Consider the following 23,956-nt stretch of genomic DNA (forward strand, 5'->3'; position numbering starts at 1 on the left):
CCTTTCTATTTGTTTTTGATTCGACCTGCGCTGACGAAGTGTTTCTGCCAGTAAGAAACCGTGAGGTCGGCATACCCAATCGGATCGCCTGCTTGGTACATGCGGTTGTTCCCGACATAAATTCCGACGTGTGTGATATAGGTGCCTGCATTGTAGGTATCGTGGAAAAACACCAGATCCCCCGGCTTTGCTTCTGAAAGAGGAAGATGTTGCGTCACGTCATACTGTTCTTGAGCAGTCCGAGGTAGTTTAATACCCGCTTTTCCAAAGCACCACTGTGTCAATCCACTACAATCAAAAGACGTGTTGGGGTTGTCGCCGCCAAACTCGTATTTCCATCCCTGATATTTCAACGCCTCAGTCATAATGGCTTGAACGGTCGCATCGTCAAATTGGGCCACGGCCAAATATTGAGAGACCAGAGCGACATAGAACATGTTTCCGTAACTGTACCGCCATCCCCCATCTTCCTTCATCGCAATAGGGTTTGAATCCGTTACTTTTTTTCCACTGGATTTTTCTTTTGCAAAGCTCTCCGCAAGTTCAAGAGTGTACTTTTTACCGTGACTAGCAACGTAATCTATGAACCTTCCTCCGTAGTTGTAGGATTGGATCACCGTATTGAGATCGCACCTTTCTTTTTTGGAAGTTTGTAGTAAAGCCGCAAAGTATTTGCAACCCTGCTTGATGGATTCCTCCACAGAAAAAGAACGCTGAGGCCGCCCTGTCGATTCAATCGACTGCATGACATCTACACCACGTCCGCCACTTTCCACCTGCATGATGGCAAGCAAATCACCGACATAGCCCTCAATCCCATAGGCCTTGGCATACCTCTCCACCATCGGTTTGTGGGACAGCACGTCCTGTGACAGATTAGTGCCTGCTAGATCCATCTCATTGCCATTTCCGCTGTCATCATCCGAAATGAACACAGCAACAAAGATAAGCAAGGAAAACAGCACAGCGAAGACGGCACCCAAGACAATCCAATATCTAGGTTTCATTTCTGGCGCCCTTTCCGCCTGCGGACAATGCTCTGCCTTGTCTGTTGACTTTTTTCTGTCAGTTTCTGTCTCCTGGCTATCTGGCTCTGATGTGGGGTATTCTTTAGCGTGACCGGCCGCACCGTTGATTTAGGGAATACGCGTTCTAGCTTTTTCCGTTTTGCAGCCAAGCGTTTCGTGTTAAAAGCAGGATTTTCTAGATCTTGATGTACCGTAGAATTTGGCATACGGACTATTGGACGGTTTAGAGCGGGAGTTTCCATATGACTTGTTGTCGCCCGAGCATTGGATGAGTGGGGTGGGTTCACAGGTCCATTGTCCATCGTAGGCGTAGAACTAGGTGCTAAAGACCGCGTACGTATTGGACCGGCAACTGTCATTTTCTGTTTTTTGGATGGTTCAATTTTAGGTTGTTTACTTTTAGGTAGTTCGGCAAAGGTCTGCTCGGTTGTGCTTTGCTGACGTGCCCGATCCAGTTCCATTCGACGTTGAGCAAGGGTCGGGCGATGCTGGATTCGGTTCTCTTCATGTTTCTGGTTATTGCTCGCTAATTTTTGAGTCGTACTGTTTCCGAGTCCATCTCCAATTTTTGTAGCCCTGTCAGATATTTGCTTTTTCCCTTGAACCAAGACGTAGCGAGCGTCGATTGGCAAGTCTGTCACCTGCTCGTTTCTTTGATTAGGCTTGTTTGCGCTACGTTTTTTCGTATCCCTGCCCACTCCGGCTCCCTGACCCGCACGCACCTCAAAGTTTTTCTTATCCCTGAATAGTGATAGTGTACCGGGTTCACTCGAAGGACGTTTATGATTGGCTTGCGTGCTTTGGGAAGGTCTGGATTGTCTGGCCGTTCCTGCACCTACCCCAGTGCCTTTTGCCGTACCGCCTGTTCCAGCCGTGAAGACACGTCCCATTTTCCGCCTCAGTTTGCGGGTCTCGCGACTCAAGAACAGATAGGGTTTTTGCAGAACTCTGCGCCCCATCTGCTGGGAATCATTCGCTTGCAAGTGGAACAGGCCCATGAGGTCACCCAGTTTGGCATAAATCCCCGCAAAAGTCACGATCTGTAAAAAGGCAATCAGGAAAAACGGGAATGTGCTGGACAAGGCATAAAGCATGGTGGAAATGGAAAAGGCGATTGTGACAATCAGGGTAATGCCTGCCCGTGTCATGATGACATTAAAGAGCTTCATGATTGCCTGTTTTCCCATGCCATTAAAACCCGGAATCATAGAAAGCAGAAAACTGATAGGTAGGAAGAGAGCATAGATAATGAACAGGATCTGCGAGAAGATCATGATCCCCGAAAGCAGGAACACAAAGATGGAAATCCCGATATTGAAAAGAAACAGGAAGAACACCATCCCCAAACGCGGGGTCGTCTTGGTAAGCGTTAGGTTCTTATTACCATCTTTTTCAATCTCCTCTTTAACGACTGTTTCTCGGTCTTGTCCGTTGTTCGCATCCGGGTCTGTGGACAGCAACTTTTCCACCCGTTTCGGTCCGATTTTAGCGATGTCGGAGTTACCATATTGCAGAAGTAGCCAGGGCTGCTGCACTTGGATCGAAAACAAGTTGTTCCGGATGAGGACGGCGCTGTCTTGGCCTTGGCTTGCCGAATGGGGCATAATCATTTTCGTGCCCAGTGACAGGCTGGCCTTGCTGACATCCGCTGAGAAACTATTGATTTTGCTGATATAGTCTGGGGCATAGGCAATAAAGGATGCCGACAGAAGAAAAACTACCAGAAAGTTCATCACGGCGTGAATCACTTTGGTGGTTTCTCGCTTGATCAATCCCACATAAGTTACATAGATCCCAAGGATCAAAATAAAAATGAGCAGGAATCCTGGATAAAAACCGGAGCTTTGAAAGCCGCTGGGCGAAATCCCAGCCAATGTCTGCATGTTCTTTCCGATCGCGTTTGCAGTCTTGGAAACGAAGTCTAAGGAATAGGCTTCCTGAACAAGATACCCGGTCGCGTTGGATAGGTAGAGGGAGAGTGTCCAGATAAAATTCGTGATGGCATAGAGTCCATACATGACCTGCTTGCCGATACCATCCGTCCAATTCCACGGCAGCCAGTCCCATGAATTATCTACATAGAAGTCCAGCTGGTAATTTCCCAGCGGATATTGAGAGTAAGCATGTTGCGCATTGACTGTATCATCGACAAGTCCTGATGCATGAGCGACCGTCCCGAGCAGTGTGAAGAAAAGGAGCGATCCGGCCGTGACCAGATAAGTGATTTTAAATATTCGCCAACTCTTTTTCAAGCGCATTTAGGTCGCCTCTTTTCTGACTGGTGGGCGGGTGTCAAAGGCATGAAGGAGTGCCTCAAAAACCGGATGAATTTGGATCACACCCACACGGCCATACAAGTCTGAGATAAGGCACTGACCATTTTCAAGATCACGCAAGCGTTTCTGGTTTTGCTCATCTTCCTTGTCTACGCCGAAGAATTCCAGTGTCTTCTTAATCTCGTGGATATCCGTGGAACGAAAGGCAAATTTCAGACCGATATTGTTTTTCATCTTTTCGTCCAGTAAATCGTCTGCGTTCTGCGTGACGAAATAAACCCCGGCATTCATCGCACGTCCAGCCCTCACTAGCTTGTTAGAAAGGGTTTTACCCTGGGCGACTTGCAGGAAGCTCCAAGCCTCATCTAGATCCACTATTTTAAATACACTACGGTCGGAATGAATGAAATCCAGGGCAAAGGTGCTGATGACCATTAAAATCGCGACACTCAACAGTTCTACGGTAGTGTAGTCTTTAAATTCCGTTTCCGCGTCAGGCAGCACAAGGTCCGCCACTTGGATGATGTTCAGCTGCTTATCCAGACTGATCGATTGAACGGTGGTGCCATCGGAGAACAATAAGTGTCCAAGGTGACTATCCTTAATGCTGTCAATATGGTCAGCTAGGCTGTGCGCGACGGGGTTATCTTCCTTATAAAGCGCATCAATGACGCACAATAGCCCGCGCTGATCACTCTGCGTCACCCGACGGATCGCCTTACGAAGCGTGGGAAACTTCTCACCATCTCGACTGGAAATGCCGGTGAGAAAGGTCAGAATGTCGATGGCAAGACTCTCTGCATCTTTGGTCTGTTTCATGATCACATAGGGGTCAAGCAAGCCCTTGTTGCGTTCCTCTCGGGTCAGATTAATGATGTTAATCTCCTCAGCCATTTCCGGCAGGGTCTCTTTCCATCGTCCACGCTCGGACTTAGGGTCCACGATCACCGCCTGTCCGCCGTAGAGAACGGCATAGTAGACTAATAGGTTGTTCGAAAAGGATTTGCCACCCCCAAGGGAGCCGAGAAAGGCGGCCGCAAGGGCATTAGTGACGGAGCCTTTCACACCCTGAGCTGCAAGACTCGGCTTTAAGTACACGTTGCGCCCGGTATCCAGATTGTAGCCGATATAAATTCCTTCTGTTTCTCCGAGCATCTGCGCGGCACCGAAGCCTAAACCCGCAAGAAAGTCACTGGTCACATACTGGATGTAATCATTCATATACCGTTTACTGGCCGGAAGAAATTCGCCGTGCAGCCCAAGCATATCTCCGAACGGGCGTACGAGTTTAATGCTTAAATCATCATAGAAGTCCATCACTTCATTACAACGACGCTTCAATTCGTCCAGATCCGGCGCGGCTACACGTATCACGTAACTGAGCTTATACATCGCTTCTTTGGTCTGGTCGAGATTCGCCTCCAACTCGTTCACGCTATCTAGGGCTTCCATTACATCGTTACCCGACTCATTGTTAGACTGCCACGCATGGTTATCTAAGTCTTTCAGCTCTTTTTTCTTATTTCGAACCGTTGTTAAGGCTTTCTTATTGGTCACAATTTCCACATTCATCGACGTGTCAATCGGAAAAGTGAATTGTTGTTGTTGATAGTAAAAAATTTCTGAGGAGGGGAAGTCCAGCTCCCGCACAATCGAATTGATCGTGAAATAGGAAACATAAGTCGTCTGGTCTTCCTGCTCGATTTTCAAGTACCTCTGGTTTTCCTCGATGAGGCAGCGAGTCGGTTTGATGAGATCAAACCGCTTCACCAACGTTTCCTGCTTCAGCTGCTCTGTCGGTAAGTGGTAGTTGTATGCCTCATAAGGTGCACCGGTCTTCCCATAGAGATGTTCAATCAGATAGCCAAAATCATCCTTATCCAGACTGCGGACTTTGAATCTTCGGGCAATCTTATTTTCCAGCAGGCGTTCCATTTTCATGAACCGATTGATCTCTTTGTTATTCATGCTGACGAAATCGCCCATCAATTTGTGATTGACCTCATGGAGAAACTCAGAAAAGGTCATCACGATCGACTCACTAATCGCCTTAAGGCTGACTTCCTGCTCATTTAAAAGCAGCTTGAAGCCCATAAAAAAGCGATTGTCGATTTGATTTTCACCAATCATTCCGACTAACGCTTCGGTTTGCTCATCGATTTTCCGGTACGCCACGTCTTTCAATTTTCCGGTGATCGCTTTCTTACTGCACTCCTGCGTGGCCCGGATACTGGATTCGGTCGCAATCTGCAAGGCATGGATTTTTCCATCGCGACTCTGGGCGATCAACTGGCGAAAATGGTCATGAACTTCGCTTTTTTCTTCCGGACTCAGAAATGAGTAATTGTAGGGGATCAGCTCATAATAGGCGAAACACTCGCCGTCATGGTTAAAGACGAGGTTGTTCTCAATATACTTGATCGGATACGGCATCGCATTCACTCCTCACAACGGTAATCGCTCCACCAACGATTTCTCTTTTCAGCTTCACAGGCTTTCCAGCGAAGGTGACTTTGGGGCGGAGCAGGTAGGAAAATACGGATTTGAGAAAGCCATAGGGCTTTTTCCCATCAAAGGTCTTCTGTGACATGAACCACGTGAGACCAACCGGAATGCCCACATATTTCAGCAGTACACCATGGATGAGGGAGAGAGGCGGCACGTTGGCAAATAAAATCACGAGCAGCAACGAACAGACAAACCACGCCATCTGCGTGAAGGTGACCGGAAAAGGGAGTTGGAAATCGTTAATGGCGTAAATCACTTTTTCGACGTTCCAGATACTGGTATAACTTCTGATTTTTTTCACCCGTCATCAATCCTTTCTGTTAAAAAATTTCATAAAAAAAGCAGCCCATACAAAGAAAGTACAGACTGCATACCCAAGAAACTTTTTAGTCAACTGGCGTATTCAAAAACACCGTGGGAAGTGACGAGAAAATTTCCTTCTAACTCCAAATCACGCCCATAGGCCTCATAGTCAATATAGTTTTGTAAATGGGAAGGAACTTCGCCGAGCGTGCCGGATTCTTCCAGAAGATAACGGGCCACGTCTTCCATATCGTCACAGTCCGGATAACAGATGATGTCATCTTTATGTTCCACCATTTCTTCAAAGCTGCCGAAAAAAGCGTTCTGGATTTCCCTCATTTCTTCCTCAATCGGCGTGCCTTCCAATTCCTCCGCCAGTGCACACAAACGATTGATTTCCTCAATGAGTGTGTACTCGTCAATGTCAAAAGGTAATTCGAAGTCGTGAATGGCATATTCTTTATACTCGTTATTGAGCCCGATACGTTCCTTGACATCCTCCATATCTATAGGTGGGGTGAACCACGCACCAACTAATTCGCCCTCGTTGTATTTACCCAAATTGGCGATATAGACTTTCATTTCCATGGATTGATCCCTTCTTTTTTCCAAAAAATGTGTACAAAAAAAGCAGTAGATTTTTTGTCTACTGCGCCATGATTACCAGTCAAATTCATTTGGATTACCCGGCATTACATCTATCAAATACCGGATAAAGTCACGATAGATTACAAAGTCATTTTCCAAATCATAAACTGTTCCTATGTCTTTATAGTTGAAAGCATGAATGGCATTTCTCCGATGTTGTATACTTTCAATCCAATTAATAAATTTTTGTCCAGGAGATAAGTTCAAGATATGACTCTTAAAATATATTCTCAGTTTTTCAAATGACAATTTTTCTGGTTTAATGAATTTTCCCTTGCAGTCTAAAATGGGATTATTATTATAATCTTCCAAATGAATAACAAGGAACAATTTTAACCAATCTTCAACCAGTGCTCCTAAATTTGTTCTAGCAAGAATCAATTCTCCATCAGTTAAATCGGCAGCTTTCTTACCCCAGATATCTAAACACTCCGTCAAACTAATAATCCAATCCATCATTATGTGTTCAATCTTATCCGACACTTCATCTGGTGCATATCCTCTTGCTTTTTTCCAAGCGCTCAATTCACGTTCTGTAATTTCTTTGATTTGCTTGATTACCTCTTCATTATCCATGATGGCCTCCCATTTATAAGCCCTATATTTTATATAGTAACATTAGGCTTAAAATAAGAGCGCATCTCCTGCCGCACTTCGTTTGGCGTCCCTGTTTTTTGGGCTGCATAAGAAAGCGTTTATACAACCCAAAAGAACAGGTGTTCAGCTTACGCACCCACCACTCGGTTAAACAGATTCAAAAGGACATCTTTAACCCCAGCCGCATTGAAAACTAAACCCACGGCAATCAGCGCAATGACGAGAAAACCGATAAGTTTGGAAAACTCTCGTTTAAAACCAAGGTAAAGTCCGATGACGACAATCGCCATCAAGACGAGAGACTGGGCATTATTTAAAAACCACGTATATAAATTCCGTCCAAAATTCATGAGCGATTTCTCCTTTTCATCATCCAATTTGTGATTAAAAATTCATTGATGCATCGTTTAAAAATCAAATTTGCCGATGATGATTGGTGATCATCTGTTCTGCCGCATCGGCCTGCTGTTGGACTATTTTTTCGTGGCGTTTCGTGAGCTTTGCATGCCGGATCATGTCATCAATGACGGTCGTGTCTTTAATCTGGTCCAGCCAAAGCGCCACTTTTAATGTTGGGGCTACTTGTCGCTGTAACCAGCCTAAGGTTCGATCAAAAGAATACGGTTCCGGTTGCGTGGTTAATTTCAATTTTTCCCGGTTCTTTCCAATAAACCAAGCCCAGTTTTTATTCATTTTCCATGTGCTGCGTCGTTTATTTTCCACTTTGTCTACAAAACGCAGGTAACGGTTGATGATGGAAAAAGCCGTACGCTCTGCATCGTGGTAAGCCATCAGGTCAAGGATGGCGTGATCGGCACGTTCGTTTTTCAGCCGGATTTCAAATCGGTTTTTGACCTCGGCTTCCTCAATCGGAATATCACTCTTCACATACTGCTCGTAGTCCTTTTCATAAAGGCAGAAATAGATTTCACTTTTTAGAGAACCGATATAGAGCGTGTGCCCCATGGCTTCCTTTTCCTCTCGGCGGATCAGCTCGCCGCTACGGTAACTTTTAAAGCTGCGAAACACAGAAATGCATTCTTCGTTTCGGCATTTCTCCGTCAGCTGCGGAATATCCAGGATGCCTGCCTTGTCATTGATCGCTAAGTCTAACCGTTTGAATACGCCACCCTCGCTGATCACGGTCATAAAAAAATCAAACCAACTTCGGTGTTGCGCTAAAAGAAAGCCTTCGAACTGGCGACACCCTCGACCTTTGAGTTCTAGCAGTACGCCTTTTTGTTCGTCGGGAGAGGCCATCACGAAAATGTCTCCTAAAGCATAATGTTCCGTGTAGGAATAGAAGCCGTAGTCTTCATGGAGCATGTATTCCATTTTCAGAAGCAGCATATCTTCGATGACATGCTGGACGTCCGTGGTGGGGAACCGTATCCGCACGTAGTCAAACAGCATCTCAAGCGGTGCATCAGGGTTGAGTCGTTCCAGTGCTTTCAGCAGAGACGTTTTGATGTCAGTCGACGGGGAAGCTCGGCCATTTTCAATGTCGTTCAAGTACTGCCGGGTCATACCGGCGACGACGGCCAGACGATTTTGCGAAAGGCCATAGGACAATCGCTTTTCTTTCAATCGCTGAACCCAAGTATCAAATTCACTCAATGATCACCCTCCAATCAAAAAGAGGATGTCAACTAAACAAGCGGTAGTTGACATCCTCTAAAAACGCCGGAACCTTCGATCAAATCGAGGGTTCCCTGGATTTTGAAACGGTTTTTTATTGTATTTGTGCCCCCCTGTTAGATACGGGGGGCTAAACCTCTGGCGTGGCTAACGCCACGCCAGCAGCAGACTAGTCCGTCCCTTCGGCTTTCGCTTCGCACGCCGCCGGTCCGTCCAACCTGCTTCTGAGCAGTTTTCCGATTTCATCAATAAAATCATGTCCTTTGGGCACTAAAGGAGTATAAAACTCTGAAATGACACTTCTGCCTGTATCCACATAGCCTCGCCCTTTGATTGGTTTGAGGAAAAAATCTTTTTCAACCTCGCCGAACATCATGTTATAGCCCATTTCCGACATCCGACCCAACGCCACACGGAAATTAAACTGATCGCGAATCCCATCGCCTAAAAACTTGGCATCCGGGCGTTGGCAGGCAAGGATCAGGAAATATCCGGCCTGCCGTCCAAGCATGACGATCTGCTTGAGTTTACTTAAAACCTTCGTGCTTTCTTTCCCAATCATCTCCATGAACGCTACGTATTCGTCAAAGAAGAGAAAGTGGGGCGGCAGACCCAGATACGCATAGTTTTCTCCCGTTTTGTAGCCATTCATCTGTTTCATGGCTTCGCTGCGTGCGATCATCCCTTCATAAAATTGGTTCAGACACGTGATCATGTCCTCTTTCCGGTGGTATACGTTCGGCATCACTTCGGAAAGATCGGCAAGATCCGCATTCTTCGGGTCGAGGACGTAAAGCTTGGCGTCGGTGCGCGCTAAGGCTTCAATAAGTGAGAAGATAAAGTAGGTTTTCCCGCCACCCGTTCCGCCAGCGATCAGCATGTGGGGAAGCTGATCGTAGTCCCACCAGACGTTTTTCATGAGTTTGAGCTTGCCGCGCTCTACGTTGACCTCACGAATCGTAATCCGGTTGGCAATCATATCGTAGAACAGCGTATATTTCACATAGGCATCCTTAAGCTCTTTGTCCACCAGCTCACAGTACAAGCCGCTTTCCAGTTTCTTCTCTAAATGCAAGAGCTGATCTTGATATTTCCCTAATGTGATTTCAACATGGATATGAATCAGCCCGTCTTTCAGTCGGTAATACATCTTTGGAAAGTGGGTGATTTTCTCTTTTGGCTTCCCAGACGACCAATCATTAAAAAATCCGTCATGCTGGACCTGTTCGAATTCATACCATTTATTCTCTAAGATCATTTTTGCCAGCTTTTGACGATGAATAAGCTGTTTCACGCGATCCCGTCGAAAGTGACCATAAAGGAGGGCAACAAGCACGCTCACTCCTACGGCTGCAAGGACACTAAAGATAAGATAGGGTGTGATCGACAGCTGCAAATGGCCATCACGAAAAAGCTGGAACTTCTGCCAATCCAAAGACATGAGCTGCTTCCCATGAAAAGCCAGAACAACGAACAGAAAAACGAGAGTGAGTGAGGTTGCAGCAAAACGAAAGACAAGATGTTGATCGCTCACTCGAATCCGTTTTCCTTTATAGACAAAGTGGTTCATTGGTGATCCTTTCCGGAAAACATAAACGTATTATTTTCCTTTCGCTTGTGGTTGGGGAGTCGCTTGTTTCTTTTTCAGTACAATGTCATCAGCTTTGATATACCAATCCACATCGGCACCTCGGAACGTCGCAGTTGCCACCGTATTTGCCACTGGGTTGACCAGTTCGACTTCGGCATTATAGTCATACTCTTTTAACGGGATGGCGGCCGGAATACTGACCTGTATCATCTGTCCTTGTCCACGGGATTTTAAGTCATAGGTACGTTCCTTGATTTCGTCACTGATTGTGCCATCCTCATTATTCACGCGCACTTCACGGCGGAGTGCGGAGAACTTCAGTGCGCCAAATGTCTTGTCCTTTTCAATCACAATGCCTTCAGCTAATCTCATTTTTTTCCCTCCTTATGATTTCACCAGATCATCTGCGTACAGAATATAATTTGTAAAACCACGAGCACCAATTTTATAGCCTTCCGCAGTAATACGAGGATTGATCAGTTTCACTTTGTCTTCAACTTCAAAATGTTTTTCACCGCGGTGGCAACACCAAAACGATATCGTCTGCTCGCTGGATGTCGGAATACAAATTGTAGCTGCGGGAAAGGATCATCGTCCGACCATTTACTCTGCGCTGTTCCACATTGCCTTCTCCAGCATATTCGAGGTTTCCAAATGTCTTTTCCACGTTTGGGATAATGTGTTTCAGTTCCATATGTTTTACCTCTTTTCTTTGTTCACCATTTTTCTACTATTGATTCCTTGTTCTGCCTGATGAAGAATACCTTCCTGATTTACGCATAAAAATAGACGCTCATTTCTGAACGTCTGAACATGAAGACGAATACTGTTTTCAATCAGTATTCTCTTCATAAAACCTATTCTCTTGTATCCCCACACTCCAGAGGAACAACCACCGAAACCTTGATATGATTTTTTATCACTTTATTCCGCATATTATCGCCCTCTTCCGTGAAGACGAAATGCTTGAAAAAGTGCTTGAAATCAAGGATTTCTACATATCCATTCGTTGTAGTCCCACAACAGTCTCGATGTGCATTGTCTGCGGAAACATATCAACCGGCTGAACTTTTTTTATCTCATATCCACTAGGGACAAGTAGTTTCAGGTCCCGCGCAAGTGTCGCCGGATTACAGGAAACATAGACAATCCGTTTCGGCCGCATCGTGATCATCGTCTTGATCAGAGATGCCTCGCAGCCTTTGCGTGGGGGATCAACGACAATAACATCCGGTTCGATGCCCTGATTTCGCCAATTTGGAATCACATCTTCAGCTTTTCCTGCTTCGAAATAAGCATTGGTAATGTGATTCAGTTCTGCGTTTTTGCGGGCATCTTCAATGGCCTCGGGGACAATTTCAACACCGTAAACCTTCTTAGCTCGTTTTGCCAGAAAAAGCGAGATTGTGCCGATGCCGCAGTAGGCATCGATGACCGTTTCTTCACCGGTCAGCCCGGCATAGTCTAGTGCTTTCCCGTAGAGCACTTCCGTTTGCACCGGGTTGACTTGGAAAAAAGACCGGGCAGAGATCGCAAAGGCCACATCACCAATTTGATCATAGATGACATCGCGCCCCCACAGTGTTTTTGTTTTTTCGCCCAGAATGGCGTTAGTCCGTTTCGGATTGATGTTCTGGACGATGGACTTAATTTCCGGGTGTTTTTCGGTCAGTTCTTTGATAAAATTTTTCCGGAACGGTAGATCTTCGGTTCTCGTGATCAGCACAACCATCACTTCACCGGTTTTCTTGCCAACCCTTGCCATCACATGGCGAAGAATGCCGCGGTTTTTTGATTCGTCATAGGGCGCGATACCTTTTTCTTCAGCAATTCGGCGCACGGTCTGTACAATGTCGTCAATCACCGGATCTGTAATGATGCAGTGATCCATGTTTACGATTTCGTGGCTGTGTTTTTTATAGAAACCAAAGGCGAACCGGCCATCCTGCCAGGCAACGGGCACCTGTATTTTATTGCGGTAATTCCATGGTTCATCCATTCCAAGTGTGGTGTTAATCTCTACATTGGAGAATCCACCGATGCGCTCCAGCGCGTCTTTGACCACTTCTTGCTTATGATCGAGCTGACCTTGCGCACTGAGATGCTGAATGGCGCAGCCGCCGCACTGGTCATAAATCGGGCAGGGCGGATTGGCACGTTCCTCACTCTGCTGAGTCAGCTGGATTAATCGTCCGTATCCATAACCCTTTTTAGTTTTAAGGACTTGAATGGTGCCTTTTTCACCCGGGAGCGCGCCGGGAACAAACAAAGTGTAGCCATCCACTTTTGTGACTCCGGACCCATCCTGAGTCAGGTCGGAAAAAGTAACGTCAATCTGATCATTTTTTTCTACAGGTATTGGTTCAGGCATGATGAGCGCTCCCTTAAATCGATAATGTTGATAAAATATAGGAATCTACCGCAGTTTCTCAGTCTTCCCATGCCTTATCGGTCATTTCAGTATTGGCAATTTAGCAGCCGATTCAGATTTTATAATAAAAAAGCGTACCCCTTCACTTGTATTGGGCACACCTGAACGGTTGAAGATTTATCATTCCGGTGAAGGTTCACTCTTTTCGAATTTTGCAGACTGGGCCTCTGCAACTTCTTTCGGCACCATGAGATGCAAATGTTGATAGAGATTGACGATCTCGCCAGGCAGATCGCCACCGTATTCACCGTCAATATTCAGCTGCATTTTCTCATCCGTCTCAATTCTGACCCGGCTGGCCTGCGCGTAGATTACTTTTGGATCTTTCATATGTTCACCGCGTGCGGCAAGAGATGCCAGGCGGATAAAATCTGCCAGATTAGTTGCCTTTAAAATAACGAGATCAAACATACCGTCATTCAGACAGGCATCAGGTGCGAGTCTCTCAAAACCACCGACGGAATTTGTATTGGATACGAGGAATAACATAATATCGCCGGAAAATGTCCGATCGTCATAGTGAATAGTCACGTTTGTCGGCCGCAGTGATGGGAGCATTTCAATGCCCTTAATAAAATAGGCCATCTGCCCAAGTATGGTTTTCAGCTTGCTGGGCACATCATAGGTCAGTTCAGTCAATTTTCCTGCGCCGGCAATATTAATAAAATAATGGTCGTTGACTTTTCCGATGTCGATCGGCATGTCGTAACCGGCGCAGAGTACATCGCACGCTTTGACGATATCACGGGGAATATTAACGGCCCGTGCAAAATCGTTTGTTGTTCCAAGCGGGAGCACGCCAAGCTTCGGACGAAACTCTTTTTCTGCCAGACCGTTGATCACTTCATTAATTGTTCCGTCACCGCCCGCGGCGATGACCAGATCGAATTTGCGCCTGACAGCTTTTCTCGCGCCCTTTGTGGCATCACCCTTGCTTTTTGTTGCGTAAGCGGAGGCCTCATATCCTGCGTCTTCCAGTCGGTCAAGAATATAAGCAATATTTCTCTTCGCTAATTCTCTTCCAGATGTCGGGTTATATATGATCCGTGCTTTTTTCATAATTGACCACCCAATCAATCTCTATATCCAGGTCCGCCCCCATTCTGTGGAAGCGCTATAGTAAATATCACGATGTCCCTCATGTCTTGTTTTATTATATTGTAAATATTTTTTAAAAGCAAAAAGAGCGGAGGCCGAGCACTGATTGAATCCACTATGTTCCGGATGATTTAAGTTATGGAGGAGTTGCTCCGGAGTACGAACCAGCCAGAATCTTGTTGTTCCATCAGATCCACCGGAAAATAGTCTTGGCCGATATTCTGCTCAACTCGGTTGATCATGTTCACCGATCCACCTCTAGTGAAATTCTTATTTTATTGAACCCCCCCCATTTTCGTTGATAAGAACACAGATCTTGTTGATCGCTCGCCACTTTTTATCGACAGATCGCGAATTTTAGTTGATAATGTTCCCGAATTTATTGATAGTCTCTATTGGATCAGGATTGGAGGTTCACGCGGTCAATATTTTTGATATGTATTCTGTTTTTCACATCTTTTTGCACATAATTTGTCTCCCGCACTGAAACATGGATTAAGCGAAAAAGCCGGGCATCTCAGCCCGGCTTTCTGCTTCACATTAAATATTACAGTTTTTCAATTTCCTCAAGGATGATCTTATTGACCATATTCGGGTTGGCTTTGCCGTGGGACTCTTTCATCACCTGGCCGACTAGGAAGCCAAGCGCACGGTCTTTGCCGTTTTTGTAATCAATCATGGATTGTTTATTGGCTTCGAGGATCGGATCCATCAGTGCATGGAGGGCTCCCTCATCCGAGATCTGGACAAGACCCTTCGCTTTGACGATATCTTCCGGATCGCCGCCTTTTTCAATCAGCGTTTTGAAAACTTTCTTGGCAATCTTGCTGGATATCGTTCCTTCTTCGATCAGCTGAACGAGTTTGGCGAGCGCCTGCGGTGTCAGCGGCACCTCGTCAATGGTTTTATAGTTGCTGTTCAGGTAGGCGGACACATCACCCATCAGCCAGTTGGCGACGAGTTTTGCATCGGCACCACCGCTGATCGCACTTTCAAAGAAGTCGGACATCGTTTTCGCCTGAGTCAGAACCATCGCATCATACTCGGTCAGACCAAGCGCTTCGACGTAACGTTTCTGGCGCGCATCCGGAAGTTCCGGAATCTCATTATGAATTCGGTCAATCCAATCCTGATCGATTTTCAGCTTGATGATATCCGGTTCCGGGAAGTAACGATAATCGTCCGATCCTTCCTTACCACGCATCAGCGTCGTTGTCTTTGTTGCATCATTATAGCGCCGTGTTTCCTGTTCTACCACTCCGCCGGAAAGGAGGATTTTCTCCTGACGCCTCTCTTCAAAAGCAAGCCCTTTTTCAACAAAAGTGAAGGAGTTCAGGTTCTTCAATTCGGTCTTAGTACCGAATTCATTCTGTCCGTATGGGCGGATCGAAATATTGGCATCGCAGCGCAGCGAACCTTCTTCCATCTTAACGTCGGAAACACCGATGTACTGCATGATCGCTTTCAGCTTATCAAGATAAGCATAGGCCTCCTGAGGTGTCCGCATATCCGCTTCGGACACAATTTCAATCAGCGGCGTGCCAACACGATTAAAATCGACCAACGATCCTGAACCGTCTTCGAGATGATTCAGCTTGCCTGCGTCCTCCTCAAGGTGCAGCCGGTGCACGCCGATTCTTTTCTTTTCACCGTCAACTTCGATTTCAATATAGCCATTCCTGCCGATCGGCTGATCGAACTGCGAAATCTGATAAGCTTTTGGGTTGTCCGGGTAAAAGTAGTTCTTGCGGTCAAATTTTGTTTCCCGTGAAATGTCGCAGTTCAGTGCAAGCGCCGCTTTAACCGCATAGTCTACGGCCTGCCGGTTCAGAATCGGCAGAACGCCAGGATGTCCAAGACAGATCGGGCAAGTATGGGTATTCGGCGGCGCGCCGAATTCATTGGCACAGCCGCAGAATGCTTTCGTTTTTGTTTTCAGTTCAACATGGACTTCGAGGCCGATTATCGTTTCAAAATTGCTCATTAGTCATTCGCCCCTTTGATTGCCGGCGCAAGTTTGAATCCGGCTGTCTGCTCGTAGGCATGTGCCGCGCGGTAAAGTGTTTCCTCACCGAACGGCCGGCCGATCATCTGCAGGCCGACCGGAAGGCCGTCCGCCAGGCCGCACGGAAGGCTGATCGCCGGAATGCCTGCCAGATTGACCGGAATGGTCAGAAGATCATTGGCATACATCGTCAGCGGATCATCAATTTTTTCGCCGATTTTGAATGCGGTTGTCGGCGTAGTCGGTCCGACGATAATATCATGATTTTCCAGAACTTTTTCAAAATCCTGTTTGATCAGCGTACGCACCTGCTGCGCCTTTTTATAATAAGCATCGTAATAGCCGGAGCTTAAAGCAAATGTTCCAAGCATGATCCGGCGTTTAACTTCATCGCCAAAGCCTTCGCTTCTCGACCTCTTATACATTTCGATCAGATCGTTAGACTCCGCACGCACGCCATAGCGCACACCGTCAAAACGAGCGAGGTTTGCCGAAGCTTCCGATGAAGCAAGAATATAATAGGTCGGCACCGCATATTTTGAATGCGGCAGCGACACTTCTTCACAGACCGCGCCAAGTGATTCAAGCTGACGGATCGCCGCCTTGATCTTATCTTTTACCGATTCATCGATGCCTTCACCGAGATATTCTTTCGGAACCGCAACACGTAGGCCTTTGATGTCGCCGTTCAGTGCTGCCGAATAATGCGGTACCGGAACATCAGCGCTCGTCGAGTCATGGGCATCCAAACCGGAAATGGTTTCAAGCAAGTACGCATTGTCCTCAACTGTTCGGGTGATTGTTCCAACCTGATCCAGTGAAGAAGCAAAGGCAACGACACCGAAACGGGAAACCCGTCCGTAAGTCGGTTTCATGCCAACAACACCGCAGAATGCCGATGGCTGGCGGATTGATCCGCCAGTGTCCGTTCCGAGTGCGAACAGCACTTCACCGGCAGCAACTGAAGCAGCTGAGCCGCCGCTTGAACCGCCGGGCACCCGGTCCAGATCCCACGGATTATGCGTGATGGCCATACTCGAGTTCTCCGTTGAAGAACCCATAGCGAACTCATCCATATTCAGCTTGCCGATCGTAATGGCCTTCTGAGCTTTGACTTTCCCAATCACTGTCGCGTCAAAAATCGGATCATAGTTTTCAAGAATATGGCTCGCGCAGGTCGTTCTCAGGCCCTTGGTCACGAGATTATCCTTAATTCCGATCGGCATGCCGAGAAGCACCGCGTCATCTGCCGTCCCGTTTTCATCAATTGCACGGGCTTCATTCCTTGCCGCCTCTTCGTTCAGCGTCAGAAAAGCCTTCACTTTGCCGTCCACTTCGCCGATGCGTGAGTACGCTTCATCGACGAGATCGGATGCCTTAATTTCCTTGCTATGTATCTTCTTTTTAAGACGCACAAAGCCTTCTTCAAAAAGTGGCATCTTCCGTCTTCCTCCTTCAGTTTCGATCAGTCAGCTTCCATAATCAGCGGTACTTTAACTTGCCCGTCTTCCTGAACAGGCGCGTTCTTCAGCGCCTCTTTGCAGGGCAAAGAAGGCTCTACAACATCATCGCGCATGACGTTGTACATATCGAGAACATGCGTGGTCGGTTCAATGCCTTCCGTATCGAGCTCGTTCAACTGTTCTGCGAAGCCGATGATCTCGTCCAGCTGTGTCGTAAACCTTTTGATTTCTTCTTCATTAAATGAGAGCCTTGCCAGATGAGCAACATATTTAACCTGTTCCTCAGAAATCCTGCTCATAAAATCACCTCCACCTACATTGTTCCGGGGCTTGCCACTCGTCACCGCAAACTCCAACAATGACTTAATCATATCAAATTCTACCAGTTGTGTGCAATCTTGCGGCAGCCAAACTGACTAAATCCGCAATTATTTTAGAACTTCGATCAGGCATTGCATTGAACTAAAGTTCTTACTGAGAACTCTGTAGCACATTAATACACGAACTGCGAAACATAACTCGTCTACCCATGCCATTTTTATAGAACTAATTTTATGCAAACGCCACTTTTTACACTTTCGATTCGTTTTCAACTTGATTTGGTTCGATATTTTCTTAATTCAATTCGGTTTTAATTCGATTCGGTTCGATTTTAAAAATTCGTATGTTTTCCTGAATCGCTGCTTATTTTAACGGAAAAATGCTGCTTTGGTGCCGTTCTGAGTAAAGAACTTGTATTTATATCAGGAACGGGTACAGCGCCCCCGTTCCAAAACCGATAATGACAAGACCGGATAAACGGTTGATCCAGGTCAGCGCTCTCCTGTCCATCTTTTCCCGAAGCATTCCGACTAATACACTCAACAGGAACCACCATGAAGCAGACCCGCAGAAGACACCGGCAACCAGTAATAGCGAGGATAGGGTACCGCCGTTCCCGTCGGATAAACCAATCCCCGCGAAAATACTAACAAAAGATAAAATGGTCATCGGATTCGTGATTGTCAGAAGCAGCGTTGAAGCATACGCAGCAAACCGGCCGCCGGATCTGCGTGAATCAGCCGGTTTATCCGCCGGCTTCGAAAGCAGTGTCACCAGGCCTAAATAGCATAGGAAGCATCCGCCTGCAAACCGGAGCCACGCACTTTGCCCTGTCAAGAATGCGGAGATTGCGGTCAGTCCAAATCCGGCGATTGAACCGTAAAAAGCGTCAGCTGTCGCAGCACCGATCCCGGAGAGCAGGCCGGACATTCTGCCTTCCGCGAGCGTCCGGCGAATACAAAGCACGCCGATCGGACCGACAGGCGCTGCGATCGCAAGGCCGACGGCAAGCCCTTTAATAAAGAATGGGAAATCCATTTCATTCCCCCTTCTCTCGAAAAAGATCCGGTTTCAATGGAACGCGCGTTGATTCTTTTAGTGTGTTCATTACAATGGTTGTCCGCGTTCTGACCCCGGTCAGTCTTTTTAATTCGCTGCTGATTACCCGGTCAAGATCTTTCGTATTCAGGCAGCGCACTTTCAGCAGATAATCGTAATCTCCAGCAATATGATGGCACTCCTGAACTTCTGCAAGATTTCCGACAAGATTTAGAAAACTGTTCCGCTGCTCGGCGCTCTCCAGTGTTACTGCGACAAATGCGGTGCACGAACAGCCGGCAAATTCGGGATCTACCGCCGCCTCATATCCTCTGATGACCCCTCTTTCTTCAAGCCGGTGTACACGATCCGCAGTCGCGGGGGAAGAAAGGCCAATCATTGCCGCAAGATCCGACCATGTTACCCGGGCATTTTCCATGAGTACGGTCAAAATCTTATTATCGTAGGTATCCAGTCTTATTCACCTTCTTTTATAAATCATTTATATTGTTTTTCTTTAAATATGAATTATTTTATATCATATATTTTTTATATATAAGTGTCAAATAAAGTTTTCAAAAAAAAACTACAGCTTTGCGCTGCAGGAAAAAAATCGAATACCATTAATGCTGATAAATTGAAACATAAGCGTTGTTCATGCTTGGCGTGCGTTCAATCAGTGCATCCTGGACATCGCCTGTTGTAATGTAAATATGAACCGGAACCTGATTTGAAAAGCTGAAGCTGTTATTGACGATTGATGCTACGTAATTTGTAAAACCAATAATCTCTGTCTGATCAACAAATTTATTGAAGTTGATATTCAGTGTTAAATCTTCCAGCGTCTGATCCTGATAGTAGCCCTTTCCGATGACGCCAACATAATCCGGGAAGTATTTCTGTACAGCACTGCTAAAATTGTTGAATTTGCCCGAATCCGATTTGTACTGTGAAGATGCCGTATTTGACGGAAAAATCACATGATTTTCATTCACAGCTGTCCAATTGCCGATTGTTGAAGAACCATTGCCGACATAAGTGCTGGCAAAGAAATTCCCGGAAACCAAAGCTTCCGGTGCGGCGGCCAGATACAGCGTGAAAAAGATCGGCACTTGCTGAAGTCCGCTGACGCTGCGGATCCGCTGCAGAATCTGCTGGGCATGTGCTTTACCCCACGCCTCGACTGTGGACGGATTGAGCTGTTCAGAAATCGGGTTGATAAGGCCCTTGCTGTCCGTAATGCTGTCTGTATAGACAGAATTCAGAGAAACGGCGATTGATACACCACCCAGCGTATATTTTCCGTTCTTGGCTTTTTTCAGATAATCCTGTTCCAGCACATAATTCATATACTTTGGACTGTTCTGTGCCTGCTGCACTGGATTAGAGCCCTTAGCAAGCGGAGGATTGAGCCCGGGCAGGACCTTGCCCTGCTGTCCGCTGCTCTGACTCTGGCTTTTTTCCTGTCCCTGGCGGTAAAGGATGCCGTTTATATCGCTAGGTTTAAGGTACTGGCCACTCTGAAAAACGTATTGATTCGGGCTGAAGGCACTCTTCGACAGATCCATCAGACCAACTTCCAGCTGATCACTGTCTACAAGGTTTGTCTCTCCATACTGAATGTAGCCGCGGACTGGATCATTAGTCTGCGGCCAGAGCATCTTATAATCCTGGTTGCTCTCCCCGGGAACGATTTGCACCGTTTCTGTTTTCCCTGTATTTTTATTTACAACCTTATTTACTGAACTGTTATTAAACCAACAGCCCGACAGAACGAGCTGCAGGCTGAGCACAACAGCAACTGCCGCGCCCGTCTTTTTATATTTCAAACAGGACCCCTCCTCAATCCTTGAGCGCTTCAATAAAATGCGCTTCGTCCCAAATTTCAATGTTCAGATTTTGTGCCTTTGTCAGTTTAGATCCGGCGGTCTCTCCGGCAACGACGAGATCCGTACTGGCGCTGACACTGCCAGTCACCTTGCCGCCGCGCTTCTCAATTTCATTCTTTGCTTCAGTCCGGGTCATTTGCTCCATCTTGCCGGTCAATACAATCGTTTTACCGCTGAACGGCGAATCTGCGGCTTCGGTCTCGTCAGGATCGGGTCCGAGATAACTCATATTCAGACCAGCCATTTTTAATTCACTGATCAGAGCCAACACCTCAGGTTTAGCAAAATAAGCAACGATTGAATCCGCCATTTTTTCCCCGATTTCATCGACCGCCATCAACTCTTCAAGCGAGGAAGAAACAAGCCGGTCCACTGTCCTGAAAGCGCGGGCAAGAATTTGTCCGGCTTTAGCTCCGATAAACCGGATACCGAGGCCGAACAAAAGCCTTTCCAGAGAGTTCTGTTTGGAGCGTTCTATGGCCTCAAGAAGATTTGAAACCGACTTCTCACCCATCCTGTCCATCACAATCAGATCGTCATAGGTTAATTTATAGAGATCGGCGACATCATGGATCAGCTGCTTCTCAAAAAGCTGCGTCATCACTTTTTCACCCAAACCGTCAATATTCATCGCGTTGCGGGATACAAAATGGATCAGCCCTTCACGAATCAGCGCCGGGCATTTCGGGTTAATGCAGCGGAGTGCCACCTCCTCTTCGAGCCTGACAAGTGCACTCCCGCATTCAGGACAGTTCTCCGGCATAGAGAATGGTTTTTCGCTGCCTGTCCGCTGCTCCGCAAGCACATTGACCACTTCCGGGATGATATCTCCCGCTTTACGGATCACGACACGGTCACCGATGCGCAAATCTTTCTCCCGAATTAAGTCTTCGTTATGAAGTGAAGCTCTTCTGACCGTTGTTCCCGCAACCAATACAGGAGTCAGTACGGCAGTTGGCGTGACTGCCCCGGTCCGGCCGACGCTGATTTCAATAGCTTCCAGCGTCGAAACAACTTCTTCAGCCGGAAACTTATAGGCAATCATCCAGCGCGGTGATTTCACGGTATGGCCGAGCTGCGCCTGCTGCGCCATTGAATCCACCTTGACGACAATACCATCAATACCATAGGTCAGCGCGTCACGCTTTTCCGTATATTCATGTATATAGTCAAATACTTCCTGCATGCTTTTGCATCGGCGTGATTCCGGGTTAACCGGCAGACCGAGCGCTTTAATCGATTCCAGCAGTCCATAATGCGATGTGATTTTCTCTCTGTCAAATCTTCCGGCACTGTAAAGAAAAACGGCCAGCCGCCTCTTAGCTGTGATTTTCGGATCAAGCTGGCGAAGCGAACCTGCTGCCGCGTTGCGTGGATTGGCAAAAAGCACCTCTCCATTTTTGCGTCTTTCTTCGTTCAGTTTTTCAAATGACTTTTTGGGCATATAACATTCACCGCGCACTTCGATATCCTCATCGTCCGGAAGCTTCAGCGGAAGTGAGCGCACAGTGCGCAGATTGTTGGTAATGTTCTCGCCAGTATAACCTTATGGGTAAAACAAATATTGTATAAAAGCGTGTACGTATTGCAAAATCAACTTCCTTTTATATAATATTATTCTTTTCTCGCTTAGACAACCTTAGTATATATTTTTCAATATACAGCCTTCTTAAAGTGCCCTATTATGGGCAGCTGAATATTATAGGTAAAATTGCATTTGTACATTTTTGGAAAATATGATATCGTTCAAACATCATATACTTCACAGTTGGTGATTAAACGATGTTTTTAATCAAAGAATATGTTACTCAAAATGGTATTTTCTATAAAAAATTCGTTCTTAGTAGTGACTCAAAAATCGAATTATCAGAAGTTGTGCAAATAATAAACGCCAAAGTTTTGTATGAAGGCACTGAATATGTTTTTCTTTATGATATGGAGATGAATCCCATACCGGAAATTTTTGATTATATAAATTTTGAACTTCAAGATGCGTCTCCCAATTATCGTTACACCGCTTTAAATGCGTTAAAATTTCTATATTATTTTTTATATCTCTATAACCTAAACCTTAGATCTCTTACCAAGAATGACATCAATAACTTTTTATCCTTCCTTCAAGGAGTATCAAGAGATGGCACTTTATATAGGCTAAATCTAGTTACATCACGTGCCCATTCAACAATACAAACCTATATCCCAATTTATCGTAATTTTGTGACATATTTGGGGTATAAAGAATCCCCCTTCTTAAAAAGGAGTAGTAAATATAAACTCATTTATAGTGCCGATTCAGATAGTCCTCTGAAAATCAATCAATACGAAACGAGCATTTCGAATTACAAACCCGAGATTAGTACCCCGAGATATATTAATGTTTTGGAATTCAAACAAATACTTGAAGTAATTAGGGAAGATTTCACTTTAAGAGAAGAATGTATTGTACGTTTGATGTTTGAAAATGGGCTTCGTATTGGAGAAGTATTGGGGTTAACTAATGAAGACATCGTTGAGAATGAACAAGGTAATTTTTTATACATACGTAATCGATGTACCGACTCTTTTGATCAGTTGGCAAAAGGATGCATGAACGTTAAAAACAAGAGAACATATACTTCGAGAGCTTATAAAACAAAAGATATTGGTTATCAGGTCGTATACTTGAACGATTCATTACTAGAAAAAATCAATGATTATGTTAATGAGTATCACACGAATAACAGCCTCAAATTTAGAGAGCGTTATGAAAAGTTAACTTATGCTGATAATATCGAAAAAGGTAGTAATCAAAATTTCTACTTATTTATAAACAATGTTGGCAAACCGTTAAGTGAGAATCTCTGGGGAAAAATTTTACGAAGCATATTTCATAAAGCAGGATTAAATATAGATAAAAAACGTAGAGAAACAAATTTAAGTCACAGATTCAGGCACGGATTCGCTATGTTTATGGTTAAATATAAACATGTTGACGAACGCACTTTACAACTGCTTTTACGGCATCGTAGTATAAATTCAGTTAAGTATTACTATCGGCCTACTGATGAAGAAGTCATACAACTGAGGACAGATTTTGTTAATTCTATGTATACGATTATTCCGGAGTTGAGAATTTAAGGGGG

20 protein-coding genes and 2 pseudogenes are annotated in these 23,956 nt (G+C 45.7%); 1 reads left to right on the forward strand and 21 read right to left on the reverse strand.

Features of this window, described 5'->3' with window-relative positions; translation table 11 throughout:
• Positions 1–5: 5 nt before the first annotated feature.
• The 21 genes and pseudogenes from COP04_RS17620 to ligA form a co-directional block, all read right to left on the reverse strand.
• Positions 6–1,007: a bifunctional lytic transglycosylase/C40 family peptidase gene (locus COP04_RS17620; protein ID WP_100489218.1), complete on the reverse strand. Its 1,002-nt coding sequence runs from the start codon at positions 1,005–1,007 to the stop codon at positions 6–8.
• Positions 1,004–3,286, reverse strand: coding sequence for a CD3337/EF1877 family mobilome membrane protein (locus COP04_RS17625; RefSeq protein WP_100489219.1), 2,283 nt, complete (start codon positions 3,284–3,286; stop codon positions 1,004–1,006). The genes COP04_RS17620 and COP04_RS17625 overlap by 4 nt, the downstream gene beginning before the upstream one ends.
• Positions 3,287–5,737: a conjugal transfer ATPase TcpF gene (gene tcpF, locus COP04_RS17630; RefSeq protein ID WP_100489220.1), complete on the reverse strand. Its 2,451-nt coding sequence runs from the start codon at positions 5,735–5,737 to the stop codon at positions 3,287–3,289.
• Positions 5,712–6,113 (reverse strand): conjugal transfer protein, encoded by a 402-nt coding sequence (locus COP04_RS17635; protein ID WP_100489221.1) that lies wholly within the window; start codon positions 6,111–6,113, stop codon positions 5,712–5,714. The genes tcpF and COP04_RS17635 overlap by 26 nt, the downstream gene beginning before the upstream one ends.
• Positions 6,114–6,202: 89 nt before the next feature.
• Complete coding sequence (locus COP04_RS17640; protein ID WP_100489222.1) at positions 6,203–6,703, reverse strand: antirestriction protein ArdA; 501 nt, start codon at positions 6,701–6,703, stop codon at positions 6,203–6,205.
• Positions 6,704–6,775: 72 nt separating this feature from the next.
• Positions 6,776–7,339, reverse strand: a complete 564-nt coding sequence (locus COP04_RS17645) for a hypothetical protein (protein WP_100489223.1) — start codon at positions 7,337–7,339, stop codon at positions 6,776–6,778.
• 149 nt (positions 7,340–7,488) lie between these two features.
• The gene (locus COP04_RS17650) at positions 7,489–7,710 is read right to left on the reverse strand and encodes a hypothetical protein (RefSeq protein ID WP_010023708.1); all 222 of its coding nucleotides are present in this window, start codon (positions 7,708–7,710) and stop codon (positions 7,489–7,491) included.
• A 64-nt stretch (positions 7,711–7,774) separates the two neighbouring features.
• Positions 7,775–8,977: a MobT family relaxase gene (mobT, locus tag COP04_RS17655; protein ID WP_100489224.1), complete on the reverse strand. Its 1,203-nt coding sequence runs from the start codon at positions 8,975–8,977 to the stop codon at positions 7,775–7,777.
• A 190-nt stretch (positions 8,978–9,167) separates the two neighbouring features.
• Positions 9,168–10,568, reverse strand: coding sequence for an FtsK/SpoIIIE domain-containing protein (locus tag COP04_RS17660; RefSeq protein WP_100489225.1), 1,401 nt, complete (start codon positions 10,566–10,568; stop codon positions 9,168–9,170).
• Between the two features lie 30 nt (positions 10,569–10,598).
• Positions 10,599–10,961 carry a YdcP family protein gene (locus COP04_RS17665; RefSeq protein ID WP_100489226.1) on the reverse strand — a complete coding sequence of 121 codons (363 nt, stop codon included), beginning with the start codon at positions 10,959–10,961 and terminating at the stop codon, positions 10,599–10,601.
• A gap of 12 nt (positions 10,962–10,973) precedes the next feature.
• Positions 10,974–11,283: pseudogene (locus tag COP04_RS17670) on the reverse strand (YdcP family protein).
• A 5-nt stretch (positions 11,284–11,288) separates the two neighbouring features.
• Positions 11,289–11,441, reverse strand: coding sequence for a hypothetical protein (locus COP04_RS19795; protein ID WP_157800368.1), 153 nt, complete (start codon positions 11,439–11,441; stop codon positions 11,289–11,291).
• 142 nt (positions 11,442–11,583) lie between these two features.
• The gene (gene rlmD / locus COP04_RS17675; RefSeq protein ID WP_100489227.1) at positions 11,584–12,960 is read right to left on the reverse strand and encodes a 23S rRNA (uracil(1939)-C(5))-methyltransferase RlmD; all 1,377 of its coding nucleotides are present in this window, start codon (positions 12,958–12,960) and stop codon (positions 11,584–11,586) included.
• A 180-nt stretch (positions 12,961–13,140) separates the two neighbouring features.
• The gene (locus tag COP04_RS17680) at positions 13,141–14,079 is read right to left on the reverse strand and encodes a diacylglycerol kinase (protein WP_100489228.1); all 939 of its coding nucleotides are present in this window, start codon (positions 14,077–14,079) and stop codon (positions 13,141–13,143) included.
• A gap of 586 nt (positions 14,080–14,665) precedes the next feature.
• Positions 14,666–16,102: an Asp-tRNA(Asn)/Glu-tRNA(Gln) amidotransferase subunit GatB gene (gene gatB / locus COP04_RS17685; RefSeq protein ID WP_100489229.1), complete on the reverse strand. Its 1,437-nt coding sequence runs from the start codon at positions 16,100–16,102 to the stop codon at positions 14,666–14,668.
• On the reverse strand, positions 16,102–17,562 hold the full coding sequence (gene gatA / locus COP04_RS17690) for an Asp-tRNA(Asn)/Glu-tRNA(Gln) amidotransferase subunit GatA (protein ID WP_100489230.1): 1,461 nt from the start codon (positions 17,560–17,562) through the stop codon (positions 16,102–16,104). The genes gatB and gatA overlap by 1 nt, the downstream gene beginning before the upstream one ends.
• Positions 17,563–17,588: 26 nt before the next feature.
• Complete coding sequence (gene gatC / locus COP04_RS17695; protein WP_100489231.1) at positions 17,589–17,885, reverse strand: Asp-tRNA(Asn)/Glu-tRNA(Gln) amidotransferase subunit GatC; 297 nt, start codon at positions 17,883–17,885, stop codon at positions 17,589–17,591.
• A 439-nt stretch (positions 17,886–18,324) separates the two neighbouring features.
• A complete protein-coding gene (locus COP04_RS17700) occupies positions 18,325–18,945 on the reverse strand; it encodes a LysE family translocator (RefSeq protein ID WP_100489232.1) in 621 nt (206 codons plus the stop codon).
• A 1-nt stretch (position 18,946) separates the two neighbouring features.
• Positions 18,947–19,426: an Lrp/AsnC family transcriptional regulator gene (locus tag COP04_RS17705; RefSeq protein ID WP_338062869.1), complete on the reverse strand. Its 480-nt coding sequence runs from the start codon at positions 19,424–19,426 to the stop codon at positions 18,947–18,949.
• Positions 19,427–19,568: 142 nt separating this feature from the next.
• Positions 19,569–20,774, reverse strand: a complete 1,206-nt coding sequence (locus tag COP04_RS17710) for a CamS family sex pheromone protein (protein ID WP_100489234.1) — start codon at positions 20,772–20,774, stop codon at positions 19,569–19,571.
• A 13-nt stretch (positions 20,775–20,787) separates the two neighbouring features.
• Positions 20,788–22,380 (reverse strand): annotated as a pseudogene (ligA, locus tag COP04_RS17715) (NAD-dependent DNA ligase LigA); the annotation flags it as partial.
• A gap of 236 nt (positions 22,381–22,616) precedes the next feature.
• Here ligA and COP04_RS17720 point away from each other — a divergent pair.
• Positions 22,617–23,951 carry a tyrosine-type recombinase/integrase gene (locus tag COP04_RS17720; protein ID WP_100489235.1) on the forward strand — a complete coding sequence of 445 codons (1,335 nt, stop codon included), beginning with the start codon at positions 22,617–22,619 and terminating at the stop codon, positions 23,949–23,951.
• Positions 23,952–23,956 lie beyond the last annotated feature (5 nt).

The sequence above is a fragment of the Sporolactobacillus pectinivorans genome (assembly GCF_002802965.1).
GTDB lineage: Bacteria > Bacillota > Bacilli > Bacillales > Sporolactobacillaceae > Sporolactobacillus > Sporolactobacillus pectinivorans.